Annotated in this window: 14 protein-coding genes; 5 read left to right on the forward strand and 9 right to left on the reverse strand. The window is 43.6% G+C overall.

The genetic code is table 11. From position 1 onward, the window contains the following. Positions 1–321 precede the first annotated feature (321 nt). Positions 322–1,011 carry a pseudouridine synthase gene (locus J2T13_RS06510; protein WP_429369801.1) on the reverse strand — a complete coding sequence of 230 codons (690 nt, stop codon included), beginning with the start codon at positions 1,009–1,011 and terminating at the stop codon, positions 322–324. A 189-nt stretch (positions 1,012–1,200) separates the two neighbouring features. Here J2T13_RS06510 and J2T13_RS06515 point away from each other — a divergent pair, with 189 nt between their 5' ends. From J2T13_RS06515 to J2T13_RS06535, 5 genes are all read left to right on the forward strand, one after another. Then, on the forward strand, positions 1,201–1,629 hold the full coding sequence (locus tag J2T13_RS06515; RefSeq protein WP_429369494.1) for a MarR family winged helix-turn-helix transcriptional regulator: 429 nt from the start codon (positions 1,201–1,203) through the stop codon (positions 1,627–1,629). A 70-nt stretch (positions 1,630–1,699) separates the two neighbouring features. After that, the gene (locus J2T13_RS06520; RefSeq protein ID WP_429369496.1) at positions 1,700–2,782 is read left to right on the forward strand and encodes a YhgE/Pip domain-containing protein; all 1,083 of its coding nucleotides are present in this window, start codon (positions 1,700–1,702) and stop codon (positions 2,780–2,782) included. 298 nt (positions 2,783–3,080) lie between these two features. Next, on the forward strand, positions 3,081–3,521 hold the full coding sequence (locus J2T13_RS06525; protein ID WP_429369498.1) for an Lrp/AsnC family transcriptional regulator: 441 nt from the start codon (positions 3,081–3,083) through the stop codon (positions 3,519–3,521). A gap of 16 nt (positions 3,522–3,537) precedes the next feature. Continuing rightward, complete coding sequence (locus J2T13_RS06530) at positions 3,538–4,152, forward strand: LysE family translocator (protein ID WP_429369500.1); 615 nt, start codon at positions 3,538–3,540, stop codon at positions 4,150–4,152. A gap of 271 nt (positions 4,153–4,423) precedes the next feature. Further along, the gene (locus J2T13_RS06535) at positions 4,424–4,780 is read left to right on the forward strand and encodes a helix-turn-helix domain-containing protein (RefSeq protein ID WP_429369502.1); all 357 of its coding nucleotides are present in this window, start codon (positions 4,424–4,426) and stop codon (positions 4,778–4,780) included. Position 4,781: 1 nt separating this feature from the next. On the opposite strand, the gene J2T13_RS06540 is transcribed toward J2T13_RS06535, so the two are convergent. From J2T13_RS06540 to J2T13_RS06575, 8 genes are all read right to left on the reverse strand, one after another. Next, positions 4,782–5,738 carry a hypothetical protein gene (locus J2T13_RS06540; RefSeq protein ID WP_429369504.1) on the reverse strand — a complete coding sequence of 319 codons (957 nt, stop codon included), beginning with the start codon at positions 5,736–5,738 and terminating at the stop codon, positions 4,782–4,784. 72 nt (positions 5,739–5,810) lie between these two features. Beyond that, positions 5,811–6,461, reverse strand: a complete 651-nt coding sequence (locus tag J2T13_RS06545) for a hypothetical protein (protein WP_429369506.1) — start codon at positions 6,459–6,461, stop codon at positions 5,811–5,813. A gap of 119 nt (positions 6,462–6,580) precedes the next feature. Beyond that, positions 6,581–10,111, reverse strand: a complete 3,531-nt coding sequence (locus J2T13_RS06550) for a hypothetical protein (protein WP_429369508.1) — start codon at positions 10,109–10,111, stop codon at positions 6,581–6,583. 35 nt (positions 10,112–10,146) lie between these two features. Then, positions 10,147–11,481: a UDP-glucose dehydrogenase family protein gene (locus J2T13_RS06555; RefSeq protein WP_429369510.1), complete on the reverse strand. Its 1,335-nt coding sequence runs from the start codon at positions 11,479–11,481 to the stop codon at positions 10,147–10,149. A gap of 30 nt (positions 11,482–11,511) precedes the next feature. Further along, on the reverse strand, positions 11,512–12,882 hold the full coding sequence (locus J2T13_RS06560) for a sugar phosphate nucleotidyltransferase (RefSeq protein ID WP_429369512.1): 1,371 nt from the start codon (positions 12,880–12,882) through the stop codon (positions 11,512–11,514). 831 nt (positions 12,883–13,713) lie between these two features. After that, on the reverse strand, positions 13,714–14,835 hold the full coding sequence (locus tag J2T13_RS06565; RefSeq protein ID WP_429369514.1) for a polysaccharide pyruvyl transferase family protein: 1,122 nt from the start codon (positions 14,833–14,835) through the stop codon (positions 13,714–13,716). A 1-nt stretch (position 14,836) separates the two neighbouring features. Beyond that, positions 14,837–16,189 carry a lipopolysaccharide biosynthesis protein gene (locus tag J2T13_RS06570; RefSeq protein WP_429369516.1) on the reverse strand — a complete coding sequence of 451 codons (1,353 nt, stop codon included), beginning with the start codon at positions 16,187–16,189 and terminating at the stop codon, positions 14,837–14,839. 9 nt (positions 16,190–16,198) lie between these two features. Beyond that, a complete protein-coding gene (locus J2T13_RS06575) occupies positions 16,199–17,098 on the reverse strand; it encodes a glycosyltransferase (RefSeq protein ID WP_429369518.1) in 900 nt (299 codons plus the stop codon). Positions 17,099–17,101: the final 3 nt, after the last annotated feature.

The following is a 17,101-nucleotide window of genomic DNA, read 5'->3' on the forward strand; positions in this document are numbered from 1 at the left end:
CTGACGATCTCTTAGCGTATTCCTTTCAGAACCTTCAAGCACAAGCCTTTGTTACAAAAGGATGACCAAAGCCTAATGAAATTAGACTATCAAAAAAAGCAATATTGTAATATGGACATTCCGTATCATTGACTGTAATCTTTAATTCAATCTTACTCACCTTTGTCGAAGTTGTAGTACTAGAGGCTGAGCCAAACAGATTTTCTCTGGTGGTCGTATCCGACCTCAGGTCCGATATCCACCATGACAACTTCATACTTCAATGCACTTCATTCCCATGACACTAGCGAATTCACAACTACAGAATCTATTTAATCCATTCTAGTGCAACTGAGATTCAAGTACCTCTAACTCTTCAAGTGTGAGATCTCGCCATTGCCCCTGTTCAATCCCGTGAATCGTAATATTCATAATTCGAATCCGTTCGAGCTTGAGTACTCGGTATCCCAGTGCCTTACACATTCTACGAATTTGAAGGTTCAGCCCTTGTGTCAGAATAATCCGGAACTCATATTCATTCACTCGGAACATATCACAAGGTTTGGTTGTTACGCCGAGAATATCCACGCCATTGGACATGCTATATAGAAATGCATCTGTAATCGATTTATCTACGGACACCACATACTCTTTCTCATGACCATACTCTGAACGCATCATTTTATTGACGATATCCCCATCGTTGGTTAGTAATATCAATCCCTCCGAAGCTTTATCCAATCTCCCTACAGCAAAAATCCGCGAAGGATGGTTGACGAACTCAATGATATTACCCGCCACATGTGGTGCTGCTGTACACGTAACGCCTATCGGTTTATTGAGTACGATATAGACGGATTCCTCTTTATTCGGGATGGGTTGACCATCTATAAGCACCAAGTCACCTAGGCCAACATGAGCACCCGGCTCACATATAACATCATTAATACTAATTCTACTAGCAGCGATTAAGCGATCCGTCTCACGTCTAGAACAATAGCCCGTTTCACTAATATATTTATTGATTCTTATCATTTATTACAACAGCTCCATCTGAGGTAAATTCTGTGAATAATCGTTCCAGTCCATCATTCTATCATATTATCTACCAAAAGATTCGCTATCAAAATAATGAATTTACAACATCTCAATATCTCATTTAAAATAAAGTTTCACATGCATTTATATGTAGTGCAACTATTATTGGGAAGGAGATACATCATGCCCTTAGATGCTGAAAATCCGTTAGGTTTTATTCTGTCACGAACTTATTTAGCCTTTAAACGGACAAACGCTCGTACGATGAAAAGTTATGAGATTACCCCTGAGCAATATGGAGTAATTAGAGAATTGAATAAGTCGGATGGCATTTCACAGAAAAGACGGGCCAAGCTAACGGAAAGAGACCAGACAACGGTAGGAAAAATACTAGATAAATTAACCGTAAAGAAACTGGTGAATCGGACCACAGATCCCAATGACCGTCGAGCCGTATTGTTATACTTAACACCCAAAGGGCGCGAGTTAATCGAGCTTCTGAATCCTGAATTGGTATTAATACAAGAGCAGGCTTTCAAGGATTTCGATGAGAATGAGATCGAGATATTTATCCGAGCCATGGATAAGATCCATAGAAATGTATCGCAGTAAATTTTTTTAGATATATAGTTGCATGTGCATCTATTTATAGTTGGATAAGAGACTAGGAGAGAATTTCACATTGAATATACTACATAGTTTGAAGAACCTGATGAAGATTACACAGACTAGAATCGGACTGGTATTCGCTATTTTTATCCCTATATTTTTCATTGTAGTCTGGATGACTGGCTACCATCATGCCACAGAGAGAATCGACCAGTTAAATGTCGCTATCGTGAATGAGGATGGGAAACAAGGTCAAGTTATCCAAGAACAAATTCAGAATCATGCTCCATTTCACACGGATATTATGGACTCCTCCCAAGAGGCTCAGTCCCAAATGGATGCAGGTAACTACACCATGGTGATCGTAATTCCGAATAACCTCACGCAAAATATCACCAATAACAGCAATGCTAAACTCACCTTTTATATCAATCAGGGGAATTCACAGCTTGCGACGTCCATGGTGGAGGGTATCGCCGTTGACATAACATCCAAGATGGGAATACCAGGCACTGTGCAGGCTGACATCATCCAAACCCATAATGTAAATGATTTCGCTACATCTATGCTCCCCATGATCCTTGGTTTTATCACCTACATCGCAGCGATGACCATGAATATCCAATTTAATATTAGTTCGCAGATCATGAAGAGGAATCATACGAAGTGGCAGATTTTCTGGAGCAAACAGTTATTGTTACTTGCTATTTCGATCGTAGTCCCCCTTCTTGTTATCGGTGTAGCATCCTTATTCACTGATGTTGCAAGCTCATTCTGGCAAATGTGGTTCTTCCATATCGTTGTGACCTTGGCGTGCATCTGTTTCACTCAAATGAGCTTCGCTCTATTTGGTAACGCAGGACCTTTATTTAATATAGCTATGGTACCTTTTCAATTAATGACAGCGGGTAACATTATTCCAGTCGCCATGTTGGCTCCTTTTTACCGATACATTGGGAACTTTCTCCCTGCTTCCAACGGTGTTCAAGGATTCACGACTCTAATCTATAGTAGGGGTTCTGTTACTGGGCTTATAATTAACCTCTTACTCATTTCCATCGTTACTTGGGGAATTACAATAACTCGTATAAGAGTACAAAAGGATGCTCCTCGGCAGAGTGAACCTTCCTTTAAGCCACAAATACAATCACACTAATAAAAGTAAAGCAGCCATCCTCTGATGAGGAATGACTGCTTTATTTGTATTTTCACCATTAGAATCGAAGATAGGCTTACCCACAATTTGATATGGGCATTCTTCGTTAGTTCTATTTCGGGATTTGGATTATTTCAAGATGGTATTTTAAAGCTATACGTCTTCTGCCCATAAATAACCTTAAATTATAATCCAAAACTCAATACTAACATTAAAATCGTAGTTAATTTGTAAATATATTGAAAATATTTATGGTGAATATATAATTAAACTTAAAATACATCGAGGTGAGATTCGAATGAGTATGGACGCCATGGACAGGGAGATTCTTAATTTACTTACATTGAACAGTCGGATGACAAGTTCTGAGATTGGTAGAAACGTTCACTTATCGGTCCCTGCTGTGTCTGAAAGAATCAGAAAACTAGAGGAGAAAGGGATCATCGATCAATTCACAGTCAAAATAAACCGGAATTTACTCGGTCAGTCTTGTGTGGTTTATATCTTTGTTATACTCAGTGAATCTGTGAATATAGATTTATTTCGTCAGATGATTATCGATTCTGAATATGTTCTAGAATGTCACCATACCTCAGGTGAATACGATTATCTATTAAAAGTAGCCGTACCTGACATAAGTGAATTAGAGCACTTCATCACCCACATTTTAAAGAAAAATCAGGGTGTCATTAAATCAAATACTGTCTTTAGTCTGTCTACGATGAAGGAGATTCAGTAATAAAGGGGCTCATCTTATGTACTTAGAATGGATTATTAAAGGCCTGGTATTGGGGTTATCCATCGCGGCTCCAGTAGGTCCGATCTGTATGATATGTATAAAAAAGACGCTGAATAATGGACCCGTAGCGGGTCTATCAGCTGGACTCGGAGCAGCCTCAGCCGATGCCATCTACGGATTATTAGCAGGATTAGGATTAACCTCGATATCTAGTTTCCTGATCGATTATTCCTCTCTCTTTCAATGGGTGGGTGGTTTGTTTATTTGTTATCTAGGAGTGAGAACAATGTTTCTACAATCTGTGGTGACAGGAGTTACTCCTACCAAACAAAGCATGCTCAGCTCCTACCTCACAACATTCCTGTTAACGCTCTCTAACCCGATGACGATTCTATTCTTCCTTGGTATTTTCACAGCCACTAGCGTAACTCTCTCCGATGTAGATGTTCTGGGTATGCCTCTACTTGTTACAGGTGTATTCGTAGGTTCCTTATTATGGTGGGTTTCATTGGTAGGAACGATAACGCTTATACGGATCAAAAAATTGAATTCTTCGATGCTACAAATCGTCAATCGACTCTCCGGAGTGATCCTATTCGTTTTCGGCCTATGGACTTTATTACATCCTTAGAAGTACTTTTGATTATTTTTTCTAATTATTTATAAAATAATACCATATTACCTATCAATCCATTAAATGTTAAATTATAATACTACTTGATCTCTGATAAGCCTTATAATAGATATATTAGTTACAATTATGTCACTATATTTCCTTAGTGTTCCTTTGTACATCCAATGGAGGAACATGCTATAATTATGGTTGCATTTACTAGAAGTGAATTCAGTCAGATCTCACTTAACGGAAAATGATAAAGGTATCGTTGAAAGGGGGTCAGAAGATGTTCGCAAAGAGACTAAAACAGCTGCGCAAAAAGAGGAAGTTGACCATGCAAGAAGTAGCTGATTACGTTGGAGTTGCCAAGAGTACGTACGCGGGATATGAATCAGGATACCGCCAGCCGACGCTAGAATCCATTCAATTGATCTCTCGCAAGCTGCGCACGTCTACGGATTATCTTCTGGGGCTTACTGATTACCCTGAGCCACATGAGGAACTAAATCATAATGCGAAAGAATATTTAAATTATGAGCAACTTCATTGGGATGGTGTTCCTTTGGATCAGGACGATCTCGAATTGATTCGTACATTACTAGAACGGGTACTCCGAGATCGTCCTTTGCCAAAAGATGAATGACCTACCCTCCGAGTAATTGTTGTAGCTTCGCTTCCGACTCCTCCTTGAGCCTCATTCTTAAAGTCTGGTATGAATCCGTCCACTCTTCAATAACGTTTGCAGACACAGAGTCATTCTCCGCACCCCGAATTTGCACTTGAAAGGCGCTTTCACATGCGGATTCGGCAGTTAGGCTCTCCTTCGTTAGTTTTTCTTTCCATTCTTGAACGGTAACGGGATCTCTCATATCGAGTTGCTTGAAACTCTTCTCTGCCGCACTTAATACCACATTCATATCCTTGGTACATTTTGCTTGAACCTGTAATATTTCTTGTTCATATTTCTCGGCTTGATTGACTACAACTTCAACCTGATTTGTGCTTGTCGAGGGGCTCTGTACATCCGACCTCGTCGGGCTTGGTGTGTCCGATGTCGTTGGACCTTGTGCCTCCTCTGACTTCGTTGGGCTTGCTGTATCCAATTTCGTTGAACTCTGTTCATCTGACTTCCCAGAGCTCTGTGTGACTGATTTCGTTGGACTCTGTACGACTGATTTATCAGCACTTTGCGTATTCGATTTCCCCACCGATGTTTCCATGGAGTCAATATCATCTGTAGATGGCAGTAGTTCTGAATGATTGCCCTCCCGTTCGCCATTCGATGTCACCATAGAATCAGTAGAATCCGTTGTTCCACTCTCATCTAACGCTGTGGATGGGTTGTTTCCCAGTGTATCTAACCCTGTTAATTCTTCACTATCCGCTGAATCCGCTGTTGGAAATCCCTCTTCGTCATACAATGCTTGTTGATCTTGCTGCTGCACATTGGCATCCGCGCTTAATGCTTTCTCTGAGGATTCATTCCAATATAATCCCCCCCATACAAAAAGCAAAATAACCGAAATAGAAGCCAAAGTAACTACAGGAGCATCCTTTTTATAGAATCGACGTCTTCTTCTGCCTATACGTTGTTTTTTCATCGTTATAGTGACACCGCCTTTTTATAAAATATAATAAATCACCTTGCGTTTATAGCTTCCATTAACATAGATCTATGGTTGTAAGTTTAGTTCCCGTTTGGCTTCATCGTACGTTTTACCTTTACTTATTCCATATTCCTTAGCCAATTCGGATAACGTATTATAGTCATCAGAAGATAGTTCAGTTAGAAGTAGCTCCTTCGCTTCTTGCTTCTCAGCCACCGTCAGTCCCCCTTTTGCCAAGCCCCAAAGTTTCTCTGAACTCGATCGGTTAAGACTGCTTGCGATAATGGAAATAATCTGAGCTTTATCCCCTGTAGTCAACGTGTCCTGCACTTCATTCACCTGTTGATCCGTTACATGACTAGAGTGATTAGCCCCCACATCCTTATCTTGTACTTGTACTTGGACTTGTTCCTTGTCTTTATCTTGTACTATCTCTTGGTCTTGGGTACTAACAGCGGATTGTTCAGAGGCCCCTTCTCCACCTTCCACCGCAGATGGGCTGTCATTACTAGTCACTGACTTCGATAATTCCTTGGATATTGGAGGATCTTCTTGCAAGGTACTATTCGTTGTTCCCTGTGAGCCATTGGAGTCAGAAGCCATAACACTCATGAATTTCGTTACTGTATAATCAGCTACAAACAAACCGCTAATGCCCATTACGAGGATAATGCCCATGCACCAACCGATCCATTTTAGGAATTTTCGATTCTTCATTCATTTCCGTCCTTCCATGCCGGTGCCATATATCAATCACGATCCATCCGCTACTAAAAGATAGATGATAGAAATAGCCCAGCCCTCCTTCTCTAGTGAGAAAGAGGGCTGGGCTCTGATTAGAAGTTACGTAGATCGTTAAAAATTCGATTAATGACTTTCTTAACCTCAGTTTTTACATTATTAATCGCTTTATTCTTGACTGATGTAGATGCATCTTTCACATCATTTATTGCCGTAATACTATCATTACGAGTTTTGATTACTTCTGCTAATAATTCGATTTTCTCAAAATCATCTTTTGTAGCAGCAACTTTTGTTGAGATATCTTTGAGCTCAACCTTAAGAGACTCCGTTATCTTCTTTATTTCAGCTTCTGGATCCACAATGCCATCCTCATTAACGATTGTAATCTCTTGCTTGAAGATCACCTTATTACCACCAAAATAGTTACTAAGTGTTGCCTGTATAACGACCGTTCCCTCCAATACTTTCTTGGATATCGTAACTTTCCCATTTGAGTCAACTTTAACATCCTTACTGCCAGATACTTTCTTCCATTTCAAGTTAGATGAAGGAAGCTGTACGCCAAGCACCGTCAAACCATACACATGCTGGCGGCCTCCATCCGTGATCTTCACGGTTGCTTCGGCACTGGATCGAATATAGGCAGTCGTCAATGCTTTGGTGGCCGACTCATCATATTTCAGTTTAGACTTGAATTTAAGAACCATGGAAGCCATATCTGTCGGCTGAACACCAAGATTATACAGGGACTCACTTAACGCGTAGCCTTTGGTATCAGATAAGACGGAAGCTAATGCTTCACTTCTGACTGCCGTGAACCCATTCTTATTCTTTAATAACGTAGCAAATTCCTTAGCATCCATAGCTTCCATACGAGCAAGCAACGTTCCTTCAACTCCAAGATTCTCGCCACCATCACCGAACATCAGAATGAGGAAGTCATCGATCGTAAGGGTCGAAGTTCCACCAGCCTGTGCAAGGGTTGCTAGTGTCGCTTGGAATTTGGGATTCGTCCGGATCGCTTCGAGCTGAGATGCCTCAGGGTCATATTGGATCGAACCCACAGCTTTTATAATTTCGAATAAACCTTTCTTCAACTCTGCTTGATTCGCAGTAGCTGGAAGTTTAGCTGCAATCGGCTTCCATATCGAATCGATCAACGTAATATCCTTAGTGACACTAAGTCCCGTTATCTCGTCCCGAAGCCTACGAACATCCCTTACATCCGCAGTCCCGCCTGCAACAAGCGCGGTATTCAGACGATTCATCCGTTCTAGGAATTGCTCCACCGGGAAGACATTTTCTTCTGTTGCTTCTGCTGTTAACGTCACTTCTTTCTCAAAAATAACTTTAGCAGATTGCCCATTCACCAGTTTAGCCTGAATAACGGCCGAAGCGTTAGTCACACCTTTCCGAATTGTAACTGAACCATTCGCCAGTACCGTCACATCTTCACTACCCGATACCTTGCTCCAAGTCAGTACAGCAGCCGGAACGTCTATTCCGAATACCTTCAAGCTGTAATCATGCTGACGACCGTCTTCACTTACCTTTTCCGTTGCAGTAGCTGCTGCACGAATATAGGCAATCGTCAAAGCGTAATTGGCAGGCGTATAATGTGGTAACTTCTTCTGCAAGCCCAGCAGGGTTAATCCAAGTTCTTGAGGTGTAACGCCTAGCGAGCTTAGAATAGCACTCAGCTTGTAGCCTTCAGTATCACGAAGTAGCGCCTCCATCGCTTGCAGTTTCAAAGCTGCCATTGCCTGCTTATTACCGAGCAAGTTAAGCAACTCCGCAGAGCTCATACCCGCTAGCTTATTCCGAACGATTCCCTCAATACCTAAGTGGGCATCCCCGTCACCGAACATAAACACTAGAAAGTCATCTATGACTAAATTAGAATTGCCACTTGCTGCTGCGATCGTCTTCAGTGTCGCTCGGTATTCAGGATTCGTCCGAATCTCCTCGAGCTCTGTCGCTTTAGGGTCATACTGGATCGATCCGACAGCCTTAATTAACTTAAAGAAGCTCGCCTTCAGCTCCGTTTTGTCTACAGAAGCTGGAAGTTTAATCGCTATTCTATTCCATACTGGGTCAATCAACGCTTGATCTGCGACAACGTCGAGTCCTATCATTTCATCACGCAAACTCTGAACATCCTTAAGATCATTTGGATCTCCCGCTCGCAGCGCCGTATACAGCTTATTCATCCGTTGAAGAAACTGCTCCGCTGGGAACTGTGTCTCTTCTTCTTGAGTAACTGCAGTTAAAGTCACTTCTTTCTGAAAAATAACTTTAGCCGCGCCTCCGTATGGATTCATCATCTTCGCTTGGATCACAGCCGAGGCACGATTAACCCCCACTGGGATGCTCACAACTCCAGCGGGAGTTACCGTTACATCTTTGCTTCCGGAGACCTTACTCCACTGCAACACAATACCCGGAATATCTACGTTGGAGACCTTTAGGCTATACGTATGTTTAAGCCCGTCCTCACTTATCGTAGCTGTTTCTTTCGTAACTGTGCGCAGATAGGCAATAGTCATGGCATTAATCGCCGGCTCATCCTTTTTCAATGTCACTTGGAAGCCTAGAATCATCGATCTGATATCCTGCGGTGTAATATTTAATTTACTAAAGATTGAGCTGATCTTGTAGGCATCTGTTGCACTTAGCAGCTTATCCGTTGATTGAAGGAGTATCTCATTAATCCCTTGTTTATTACCTAGTAAGCTTACTAAATCCATCAACGACATCTTTTGGATCTCACTGCTTATAGTCCCTTCCACACCCTTTCGGCTGCCGCCATCACCGAACATAAACACGAGAAGATCAACGATATTGACCGTCTCACCTGTGCCAGCTGCAGCTGCGATCGCGTTAAGCGTTGTGCGGAATTCAGGATTCGTACGAATCGCTTCCAGTTCTGTCGCCCCAGAGTCATAACGTATTGATCCTATAGCTTTGACGAGACGGAATAAGTTGACCTTGAGCTCGGCTTGATTGACAGACTCCGGAAGTTTCAAGCTTATTTTATTCCAGATGGGATCGATCAGTTTCAGGTTAGTGGATTCATCGAGCCCATTGATTTCATCCCGTAGATTTCTTACATCCTGCACATCTGACGGATCACCCGCTGCGAGTGCAGCATTTAGCGCATTCATACGCTCTAAGAAAACACTCGATGGTAGATCTGCTCGCACGGCGTTTAGCTCCGCTTCCGTATTCTCCTCAATGGGAACACTTGGAGGTAATACGGATTCGGCAGATTCCAATCTATCCTTAAGCTCTTCATAAACGGCTGGTGGTAGTTGCGACTGTGCGGCGTTCAGCTCATTCATAAGCTCCAAGAAAATACCTGGTTGTAGCTCTGTTTTTGCAGCCTCCAGCCTACTCTTAAAATCTAAATACACACTTGGCGGCAACTTTGATTCCGCGGCATTCAGTTCGTTCATAAGCTGCTCGAATAAGCCCGGTGGTAACCCCGAATCCGCGGCACTAGCCACATGAACTAAGCCCAACTTTTGTGCCAAACCCTTCTCACTAAGGGGCATTCCTCCAAGTGATGCTGTAAGCATAGATACGGTAAGAGCAGATATGGTCATTTTTTTACTAAACGTCATGAATTTCACCTCTATCATAGATTTGGGTCTTACTATTAAAGGATGGGCATTGGCTGTTTCACGCCTTGATTGAGGCTTGGCCGACCCACCGAATAATAAATGAAATCAGTGCCTAGTAAATGCTCTTCATTAAAAACATTGCGTCCATCAATTAGAATCGGTCTCTTCAGTACCGATTGCAATTGTCCGAGATCAACCTCAGCAAATTCATCCCACTCTGTGAGTAAACATAGGGCATCTGCGCCTCGTGCCGTCTCCATCGCTTCATTACACCATTCAACGCCATCCTTCCCGAATAAAGCGCGGAAGTTGTCCATCGCAATCGGGTCATAGGCTTTTACCTTCACCCCGTTATCAACCAAATGCTGAATGATCTCCAAAGCAGGAGAATCACGTACGTCATCGGTATTCGGCTTAAATGCCAATCCCCACACGGCGACCGTCTTTCCTTGCAAATCACCCTCAAAGATCGTCTCTAACTTCCGAATTACATTAAAACGCTGATCGCGATTCACCTCAACAACGGAACGCAGTAACTTGAACTCGTAATCAACATTCCCAGCAATTTGAATCAATGCACTTGTGTCCTTCGGAAAGCAAGAACCTCCATAGCCGATCCCAGCTTTCAGAAAAGAGGGACCAATTCGCTTGTCATATCCCATTCCCTCCGCAACCTTCGTTACGTCCGCACCGACCTTCTCACAGATATTAGCAATCTCGTTAATGAATGAAATCTTCGTGGCTAGAAATGCGTTAGAAGCATACTTAATCATTTCTGCACTCCGAATATCCGTCACAACGATTTGATCGGTCAGTGGTTTATGCAACGCAGTCATCGTAGCTGCTGCACTTTCGGATTCAGCTCCAATAATAATGCGATCGGGTTGGAGTGTATCTTGAATCGCTGAGCCTTCTCGCAAAAACTCGGGTAATGAAATGCTGTCAAAAGGATGATTCGTGCGGGTTCGTATCAATTGTCCAAGTCGTTCATTCGTTCCGACAGGCACAGTGCTTTTCACAGCAATGATCTTGTAACCATTCATCGCTTGCGCGATCTCAAGTGCAGCTTCATCAATATAATCAAGATTCGCCTCGCCACTTGGCAATGGTGGTGTTCCAACGGCTAGGATGACAATATCCGATTGTGTCACGGCACTAGGTAAATCCGTTGTAAAGGAAAGTCTGCCCTTCGTGCGATTTGCCGTAGCCAATTCCTGTAGTCCTGGCTCATAGATGGGAATCCCACCAGCGTTCAACATGTCAATCTTACGAGGGTCCTTATCCACGCAGATGACCTGATTGCCAAGCTCCGCATAACAAATGCCTGATACGAGCCCGACATAACCGGTTCCAATGACCGTAATATTCATTCTTATCGCTCCTTCATTAAGTTCGTTCATTTATACCGTGCACAATTGCATAATCTCGTTCCAATCATAGGCAAGCCGGACGATATCTTCTTCGATCAGCTCCGATCCCGTCTGTACCTCGATGATGTCCATTTCTATTTCCGCCCTTAGGCTGTGCTTGCTGTCCTTGGAAATGACCAAGACATCACCTGAATTTACGATAAAATGCCTACCGTTCAGCACCATTTCCCCGCGGCCGGACACAACCGTCCATACCTCATCCCGAAGCAAATGATATTGGTAGCTTAAATTTTGCCCTGAGGCGACACAGATTCGTTTGGTTAACACTTCTTTGCCATCTGGATATTTCAAATAATCGAGCACCCGATAACGTCCCCAGCGGCGCTCTTCATACATAGGTCTCTGATCCGAATGCTTCATCACTTCTTTAATCATCGGACTTGATGCCTTGTCCGACACCAGAATGCCATCCGGACTCGCAGCCACGATGACGTTAGATAAATTAAGTAGCGTAATCGGAATATCGAGTTCATTAATGACATGTGTATTCTGGGAGTCGCCAGCAATGATGCCTTTGCCGATTAGTGAAGTTTCGATCTCCTCGGTAAGTGTGTTCCACGTTCCAAGATCCTTCCATTCACCCTCATAAGGTAGTGCCACAATATGCTTGGCTTTCTCCACTATTTCATAGTCGAAGCTATTCTTCGGCATCCGGTGATAATATCTGGACATCTCGTCGTAGTGGATTGGGTAATCATTCGCAATCAATATATTAATGAGAAAATCGAGCTTAAACGCAAAAACACCGCAGTTCCAAAGCGCAGCCTGTTCGATCATGGCTACCGCCTCTTCCTCGCGGGGTTTCTCTCTGAAGCTATGAACGGTTACATAAGGATCATCCACCTTCGTACCGATGTTTGGAACAATGTAACCATATTTCTCAGAAGGATAAGTCGGTTTCACACCCATAAGTGCCAAGTCCGCACCCGATTCATTTAGAATCCCATCAAGCTCCTTACTCTTATGGAAGAACGATTCATCAACATACGGATCGACAGGCATCACGACGATCGTCTCATTTAAGCTAACGCCCTGTATCGAATATAGATAGGTAGCCGCTAGCGCGATAGCTGGAAAGGTGTCTCTTCTTTCCGGTTCCACGATGATTTCAATCTCGTTCCCTAACTGGCTCTGAATCATTTCGACCTGAGGTTTACTGGTTGCGATATAAGCATGTTCCCCGAGGCCAGCTTTGGAAATTTGCCCCCATACCCGCTGTACCATCGACTCCCGCTCGCCCTCATTACTTTTCAATACCTTCAAAAACTGCTTGGAGCGCGACTCGTTCGACAATGGCCACAACCGCTTACCCGATCCCCCTGAAAGAAGAACAATTTTCATGATGAACCCTCCTAAAGTTTTGTATAATGATTTACTTCTTGAGTTAGCTCCTTACAAAACTCACTTCGGAAGCATATACTTAAGTTTTGTATAATGATTTACTTCTTGAGTTAGCTTCTTACAAAAATCACTTCGAAAGCATATGCTTAAGCTTTAAATCAGTGCTCTAAAAATATAATGTGTTGATAATTGGCCGCTACTTGGATGGATTGTCCTTCCGATCGCTGTTGCCCCCAATTTTTTTTGAATTATACCGCTATTTGCGGTGAAAATTCTGGGGCAGCATATGCTTACGAAGTAGCTTTCCAAGGAAAGCTTTTAGGCGAACGCTTCGCTTCTACACGACAATTCCATCCCCTCCGCTACGATCAGCATAGAATTGTCAGCAAGCACTGATTGTGACTTCATAGACTACTTCGGAAGCATACGCCAGAAGCCGTTAAATACTCATAAAAGAACTATTTATACGAATTTCAATGCAGAAAACGAATGCATCGACCTCAAGTATGAAAAAACGGCCGATTAGCAAGTTAATAAAGGATCTCGTGTCCGCTTATTACAAACATAGTCTGACTGCCAACCTCCATTACTACGGGCTTGAGCCGTAAAACTGGCTCTTAACCGTTCTAGACCAATATCAGTGCAAAAAAACCGATCATGCAGATATTAGCGGAGAGGGCGGAATTGTCCTGGAGAAGCGTAGCGTTCGCCTTTGCGCTCGGATTTCTACCGCCATAAGCGGTATATAATCAAGAAATCTGAGGGCAACAGCGATTGGAAGGATAATCCGTCCGCGTAGCGGTCATCTACATGCTCCTCTTTTTCACATACTCAATGCGTAGAATTCACCTTACGAAACACCGCATCCTGATATATCTTCGACACAAGGTTAGCCCCTAGAGGTGTAGGTTGCATCGGATTTGGTTGGCTCTGTTGGTTCGGTTGGTTCGGTTGGTTCGGTTGGTTCGGTTGGTTCGGTTGGTTCGGTTGATTTGTTTGGTTCGTTTGGTTACTCACAACAAGTTGTGCGGATTTAATTCCGCTGGTCCACGTGTAAAAGTAGTTGGAGTTTTTGCCGTACGAATTATCCAGCAGCGTGTTAGGCTTATCCATCAAGCACGATAAAATATGTCCATGTAGCCGTGAAGTCTGCACACTGTGATATCCACTGAAACGTTTGACCGCTTTGCCCACCAGATAATCCGTGTATTTGCCCCAAATGGCTTGCATCGGAAGAGGCCCACTGCCTTTTCTCATGATACGAACGATTAGATTAATCGACTTTTTCTCGAATCGATTATACAGGGATGTCCAATCCAAATAATCACCGCGGCCCGTCAATTCCAACTGTTCTTGCTCGCTCGTCTTCTCGATATCTGTACGGAAGAAATACAGTTGATCCTTAGCTGGGTTACTCTTCGCCACAATAGGCCACAGTTGGTGCGCCATGTCTGGTGATAAATAGACGCTACACTCATGGAATTTCTCGGATGCATTATCGTAGGATAAGGTGTCTCGAACATAGAGGTGGACGTCCTTATGCTTGTTGAACACATCAGCCGTTCGATCGAATTCAGAATCTTTAGAATAAAAGATGGTCTGAGGTAAGATCACGATCCGGTTGTCTGGATAGTCGGTAATGACTTTCTCGCGTAGCTTTTGATGTACGGGATAGAGGTCTCCGAAATTCCCTCCACCGTGGAGAACAATAATGTGATCTTTCGGTATCTTCAACTTTTCCGGAAAATCTAAAACGCTATAACGTGCTTCAACGTGGATATTATAGTCCTTGAAGAATGCCTCCGTGCCTTTCATGATCAGAAGATCGCCGCCGTTGCTATGAACGGGATAATCAATATAGTAAATTCGCGAACCCTGCGGGATCACACTCAGAATCTTACCGAGCTGTTTTTTTAGTCCGTCCATTGGGTGAACGTTGAATTCCATTGACATGTTAGCGCGCTCCTTTACGTTTTATTGTGTCTTTAATGCGCTCTAGCAGAAAGCGGAAATCATTGCTGTCGAACAATATCCCTCTCAGTTTTACCTGGAAGACTATTCGCATTGCCGCCATCGTAACAACTAACCGGATCACTGCACCAATTAATAACGCAAGTGCAATACCATTCAGCCCGTACAACGGGGTGAACACGAAGAATAACCCAATCGTGGCCGCAAGTGCGATAAGTTGCCTAACCAACACAAGTTCGGGTCGTCCCATCGCATTAAATGCGGATGCTAGTATCCATGAGCCCCCACCGAGAATGCACTCAATGGACAGCAGATAAAAGGCTCCGCTCGCCTCAAGGAAAGGCGATCCGAACAGGATCCCCATCAGGTACCGGCCCACGAACATACTAGGTATGACGACAATGGTCATTAGAATCATAGACAATCGAAAGGCCCTACCGACCGTTGCGATAATCTTGTCCTTATCCATACCGGTAACCTTCGGAAAGATAACATTCGTAATGGCCGTCTGCACGACATTAAAGACACGAGATAAGGCGTAGACGACCGTATATAAGCCTAAGTCTCTTGCTGTCAGCATCGAGAGGATGATAATTTTATCGAATTGGGAATATAACGTCCCTAATAACTCAACCCCGAATACTTTAGTGCCGTACCCGAACAGTGCCTTGGCAGCCAGTCGATCTCCAAAGCCTTTGAACCAATCCATTCGTAGAGCATCCCTGATACTGTACAAAGACCATGAAATGACCAGCACACTCGTCATGAGGAAGACCCAGGAAGCTGAATGAATACTTAAATTTCCGACAGACCAGAGGACAAGAAGTCCAACCAGATTAAGTAATGGAAAATATAAGCGCACTCCGTTGTATACGTTGAATTTACCCGTGCTCTGAGCTAGCGCCGAGATTAAGTTGACCGCTAGTAAAATAGGTAGCATGAGTACGGTATACCACCTTGCGATCTGGATCACGGCATCTGGATAATTGCCTAGCCACGCTGGAAGCCAGATCCAGGCAACAATGCCGACGACGATACTGACCGGAATCTGAAATAGGAAGCCCAATCTAACGTAATCGGCTCCGTTCCCTTTGTTCTGCTTCATATTATAAATAAGCGAGGTAGGTAGTCCGAACCCAACAAGCCCTGCGAGCAGCGTTGGCCAAAAAAGGATGGCCGAGAACTCCCCTTTGCCGACAACCCCGAACATACGCGCCGTCACAATCGAGGTCAGCGTACTGATGACCATGACCAAGAAATTAGTCGCGCTCGTGCGAAGAATCGTTTGCAGAAGTCCATTTCCCTTCCATGCTTTCTGAAACGCCAGTTGTGCCATAACTTATGTTCAACCCCTACTGTTGTAGCGCAGGATACCCATAAGCGATCCATTGCGGTAACAAATTTTCATGACCTGCCGGATAAATGTCTTGAAGTGGAAGATTGAGAACAATGATGACACAATCGCCATCCCCATTCGAATCGTATGCTTTACGACCACTAACAGGCTTCGATCCTGACGTTTCACCGCATCGCTTACCCCTTGCCAGAACATTCTTTTCAAGAACCATGTCTTCGTCGTTCGTTCCTTGGCAATTTTGTGCTGTACTGACGCATACGGTGTGTAATACACCTTATAACTCTCGCGAAGCCTCGCAATCAACTCACTCTCCTCACTAGACAGCAAGTTGTTGCCGACCCGTCCTAAATCCTCACGAAATGGCTTAATATGATCAAAAATACTTGTCCGAAATGCCACATTCGCACCATATGGAATGGATGGAGACGGCATTTCCTGCACTTCATTCGAATAATCGAGAATAGTGAATACAGAGCGATATTCCCTCGGGATCCAGTCAGGCTCCTGACTCTCCCAGATTGGATCAATCCGGCCTCCGACACAGCCAATGGCTGGATCACTCTCGAATACGTCCACTATATGTTGTACCCACAGGTGCGAGGCTAGCGCATCATCATCCAGAAACAGAATGTATTCGCCTTTCGCTTCCTTAATGGCCCGATTACGGGCAACCGATAGTCCAAGCTTTTGTTCGAGAACGTAACGTATTCTTGAACCGTGGTAACGACGCAAGCCATACACGACTTCAGCCGTATGATCTGTAGACCGATTGTCGATGACGACAATTTCAATTTCTTTCTTATCAAAACTTTGAGCAAGTATACTTTCAATAGCCTCGCCCGTATCCTTTGCACGGTTATGCGTACATATCGCTACTGTTACCTTCATCGT

It is taken from the genome of Paenibacillus sp. DS2015 (assembly GCF_050433705.1).
Taxonomy (GTDB): domain Bacteria; phylum Bacillota; class Bacilli; order Paenibacillales; family Paenibacillaceae; genus Paenibacillus_AQ.

Excerpts from the sequence above, each read along its gene's own strand:
- J2T13_RS06575 (WP_429369518.1), bottom strand. The coding sequence starts at position 17,098 with ATGAAGGTAACAGTAGCGATATGTACGCATAACCGTGCAAAGGATACG.
- J2T13_RS06540 (WP_429369504.1), bottom strand. The coding sequence starts at position 5,738 with ATGAAAAAACAACGTATAGGCAGAAGAAGACGTCGATTCTATAAAAAG.
- J2T13_RS06555 (WP_429369510.1), bottom strand. The coding sequence starts at position 11,481 with ATGAATATTACGGTCATTGGAACCGGTTATGTCGGGCTCGTATCAGGC.
- J2T13_RS06570 (WP_429369516.1), bottom strand. The coding sequence starts at position 16,189 with ATGGCACAACTGGCGTTTCAGAAAGCATGGAAGGGAAATGGACTTCTG.
- J2T13_RS06525 (WP_429369498.1), top strand. The coding sequence starts at position 3,081 with ATGAGTATGGACGCCATGGACAGGGAGATTCTTAATTTACTTACATTG.
- J2T13_RS06550 (WP_429369508.1), bottom strand. The coding sequence starts at position 10,111 with ATGACGTTTAGTAAAAAAATGACCATATCTGCTCTTACCGTATCTATG.
- J2T13_RS06565 (WP_429369514.1), bottom strand. The coding sequence starts at position 14,835 with ATGTCAATGGAATTCAACGTTCACCCAATGGACGGACTAAAAAAACAG.
- J2T13_RS06530 (WP_429369500.1), top strand. The coding sequence starts at position 3,538 with ATGTACTTAGAATGGATTATTAAAGGCCTGGTATTGGGGTTATCCATC.
- J2T13_RS06515 (WP_429369494.1), top strand. The coding sequence starts at position 1,201 with ATGCCCTTAGATGCTGAAAATCCGTTAGGTTTTATTCTGTCACGAACT.
- J2T13_RS06560 (WP_429369512.1), bottom strand. The coding sequence starts at position 12,882 with ATGAAAATTGTTCTTCTTTCAGGGGGATCGGGTAAGCGGTTGTGGCCA.
- J2T13_RS06535 (WP_429369502.1), top strand. The coding sequence starts at position 4,424 with ATGTTCGCAAAGAGACTAAAACAGCTGCGCAAAAAGAGGAAGTTGACC.
- J2T13_RS06545 (WP_429369506.1), bottom strand. The coding sequence starts at position 6,461 with ATGAAGAATCGAAAATTCCTAAAATGGATCGGTTGGTGCATGGGCATT.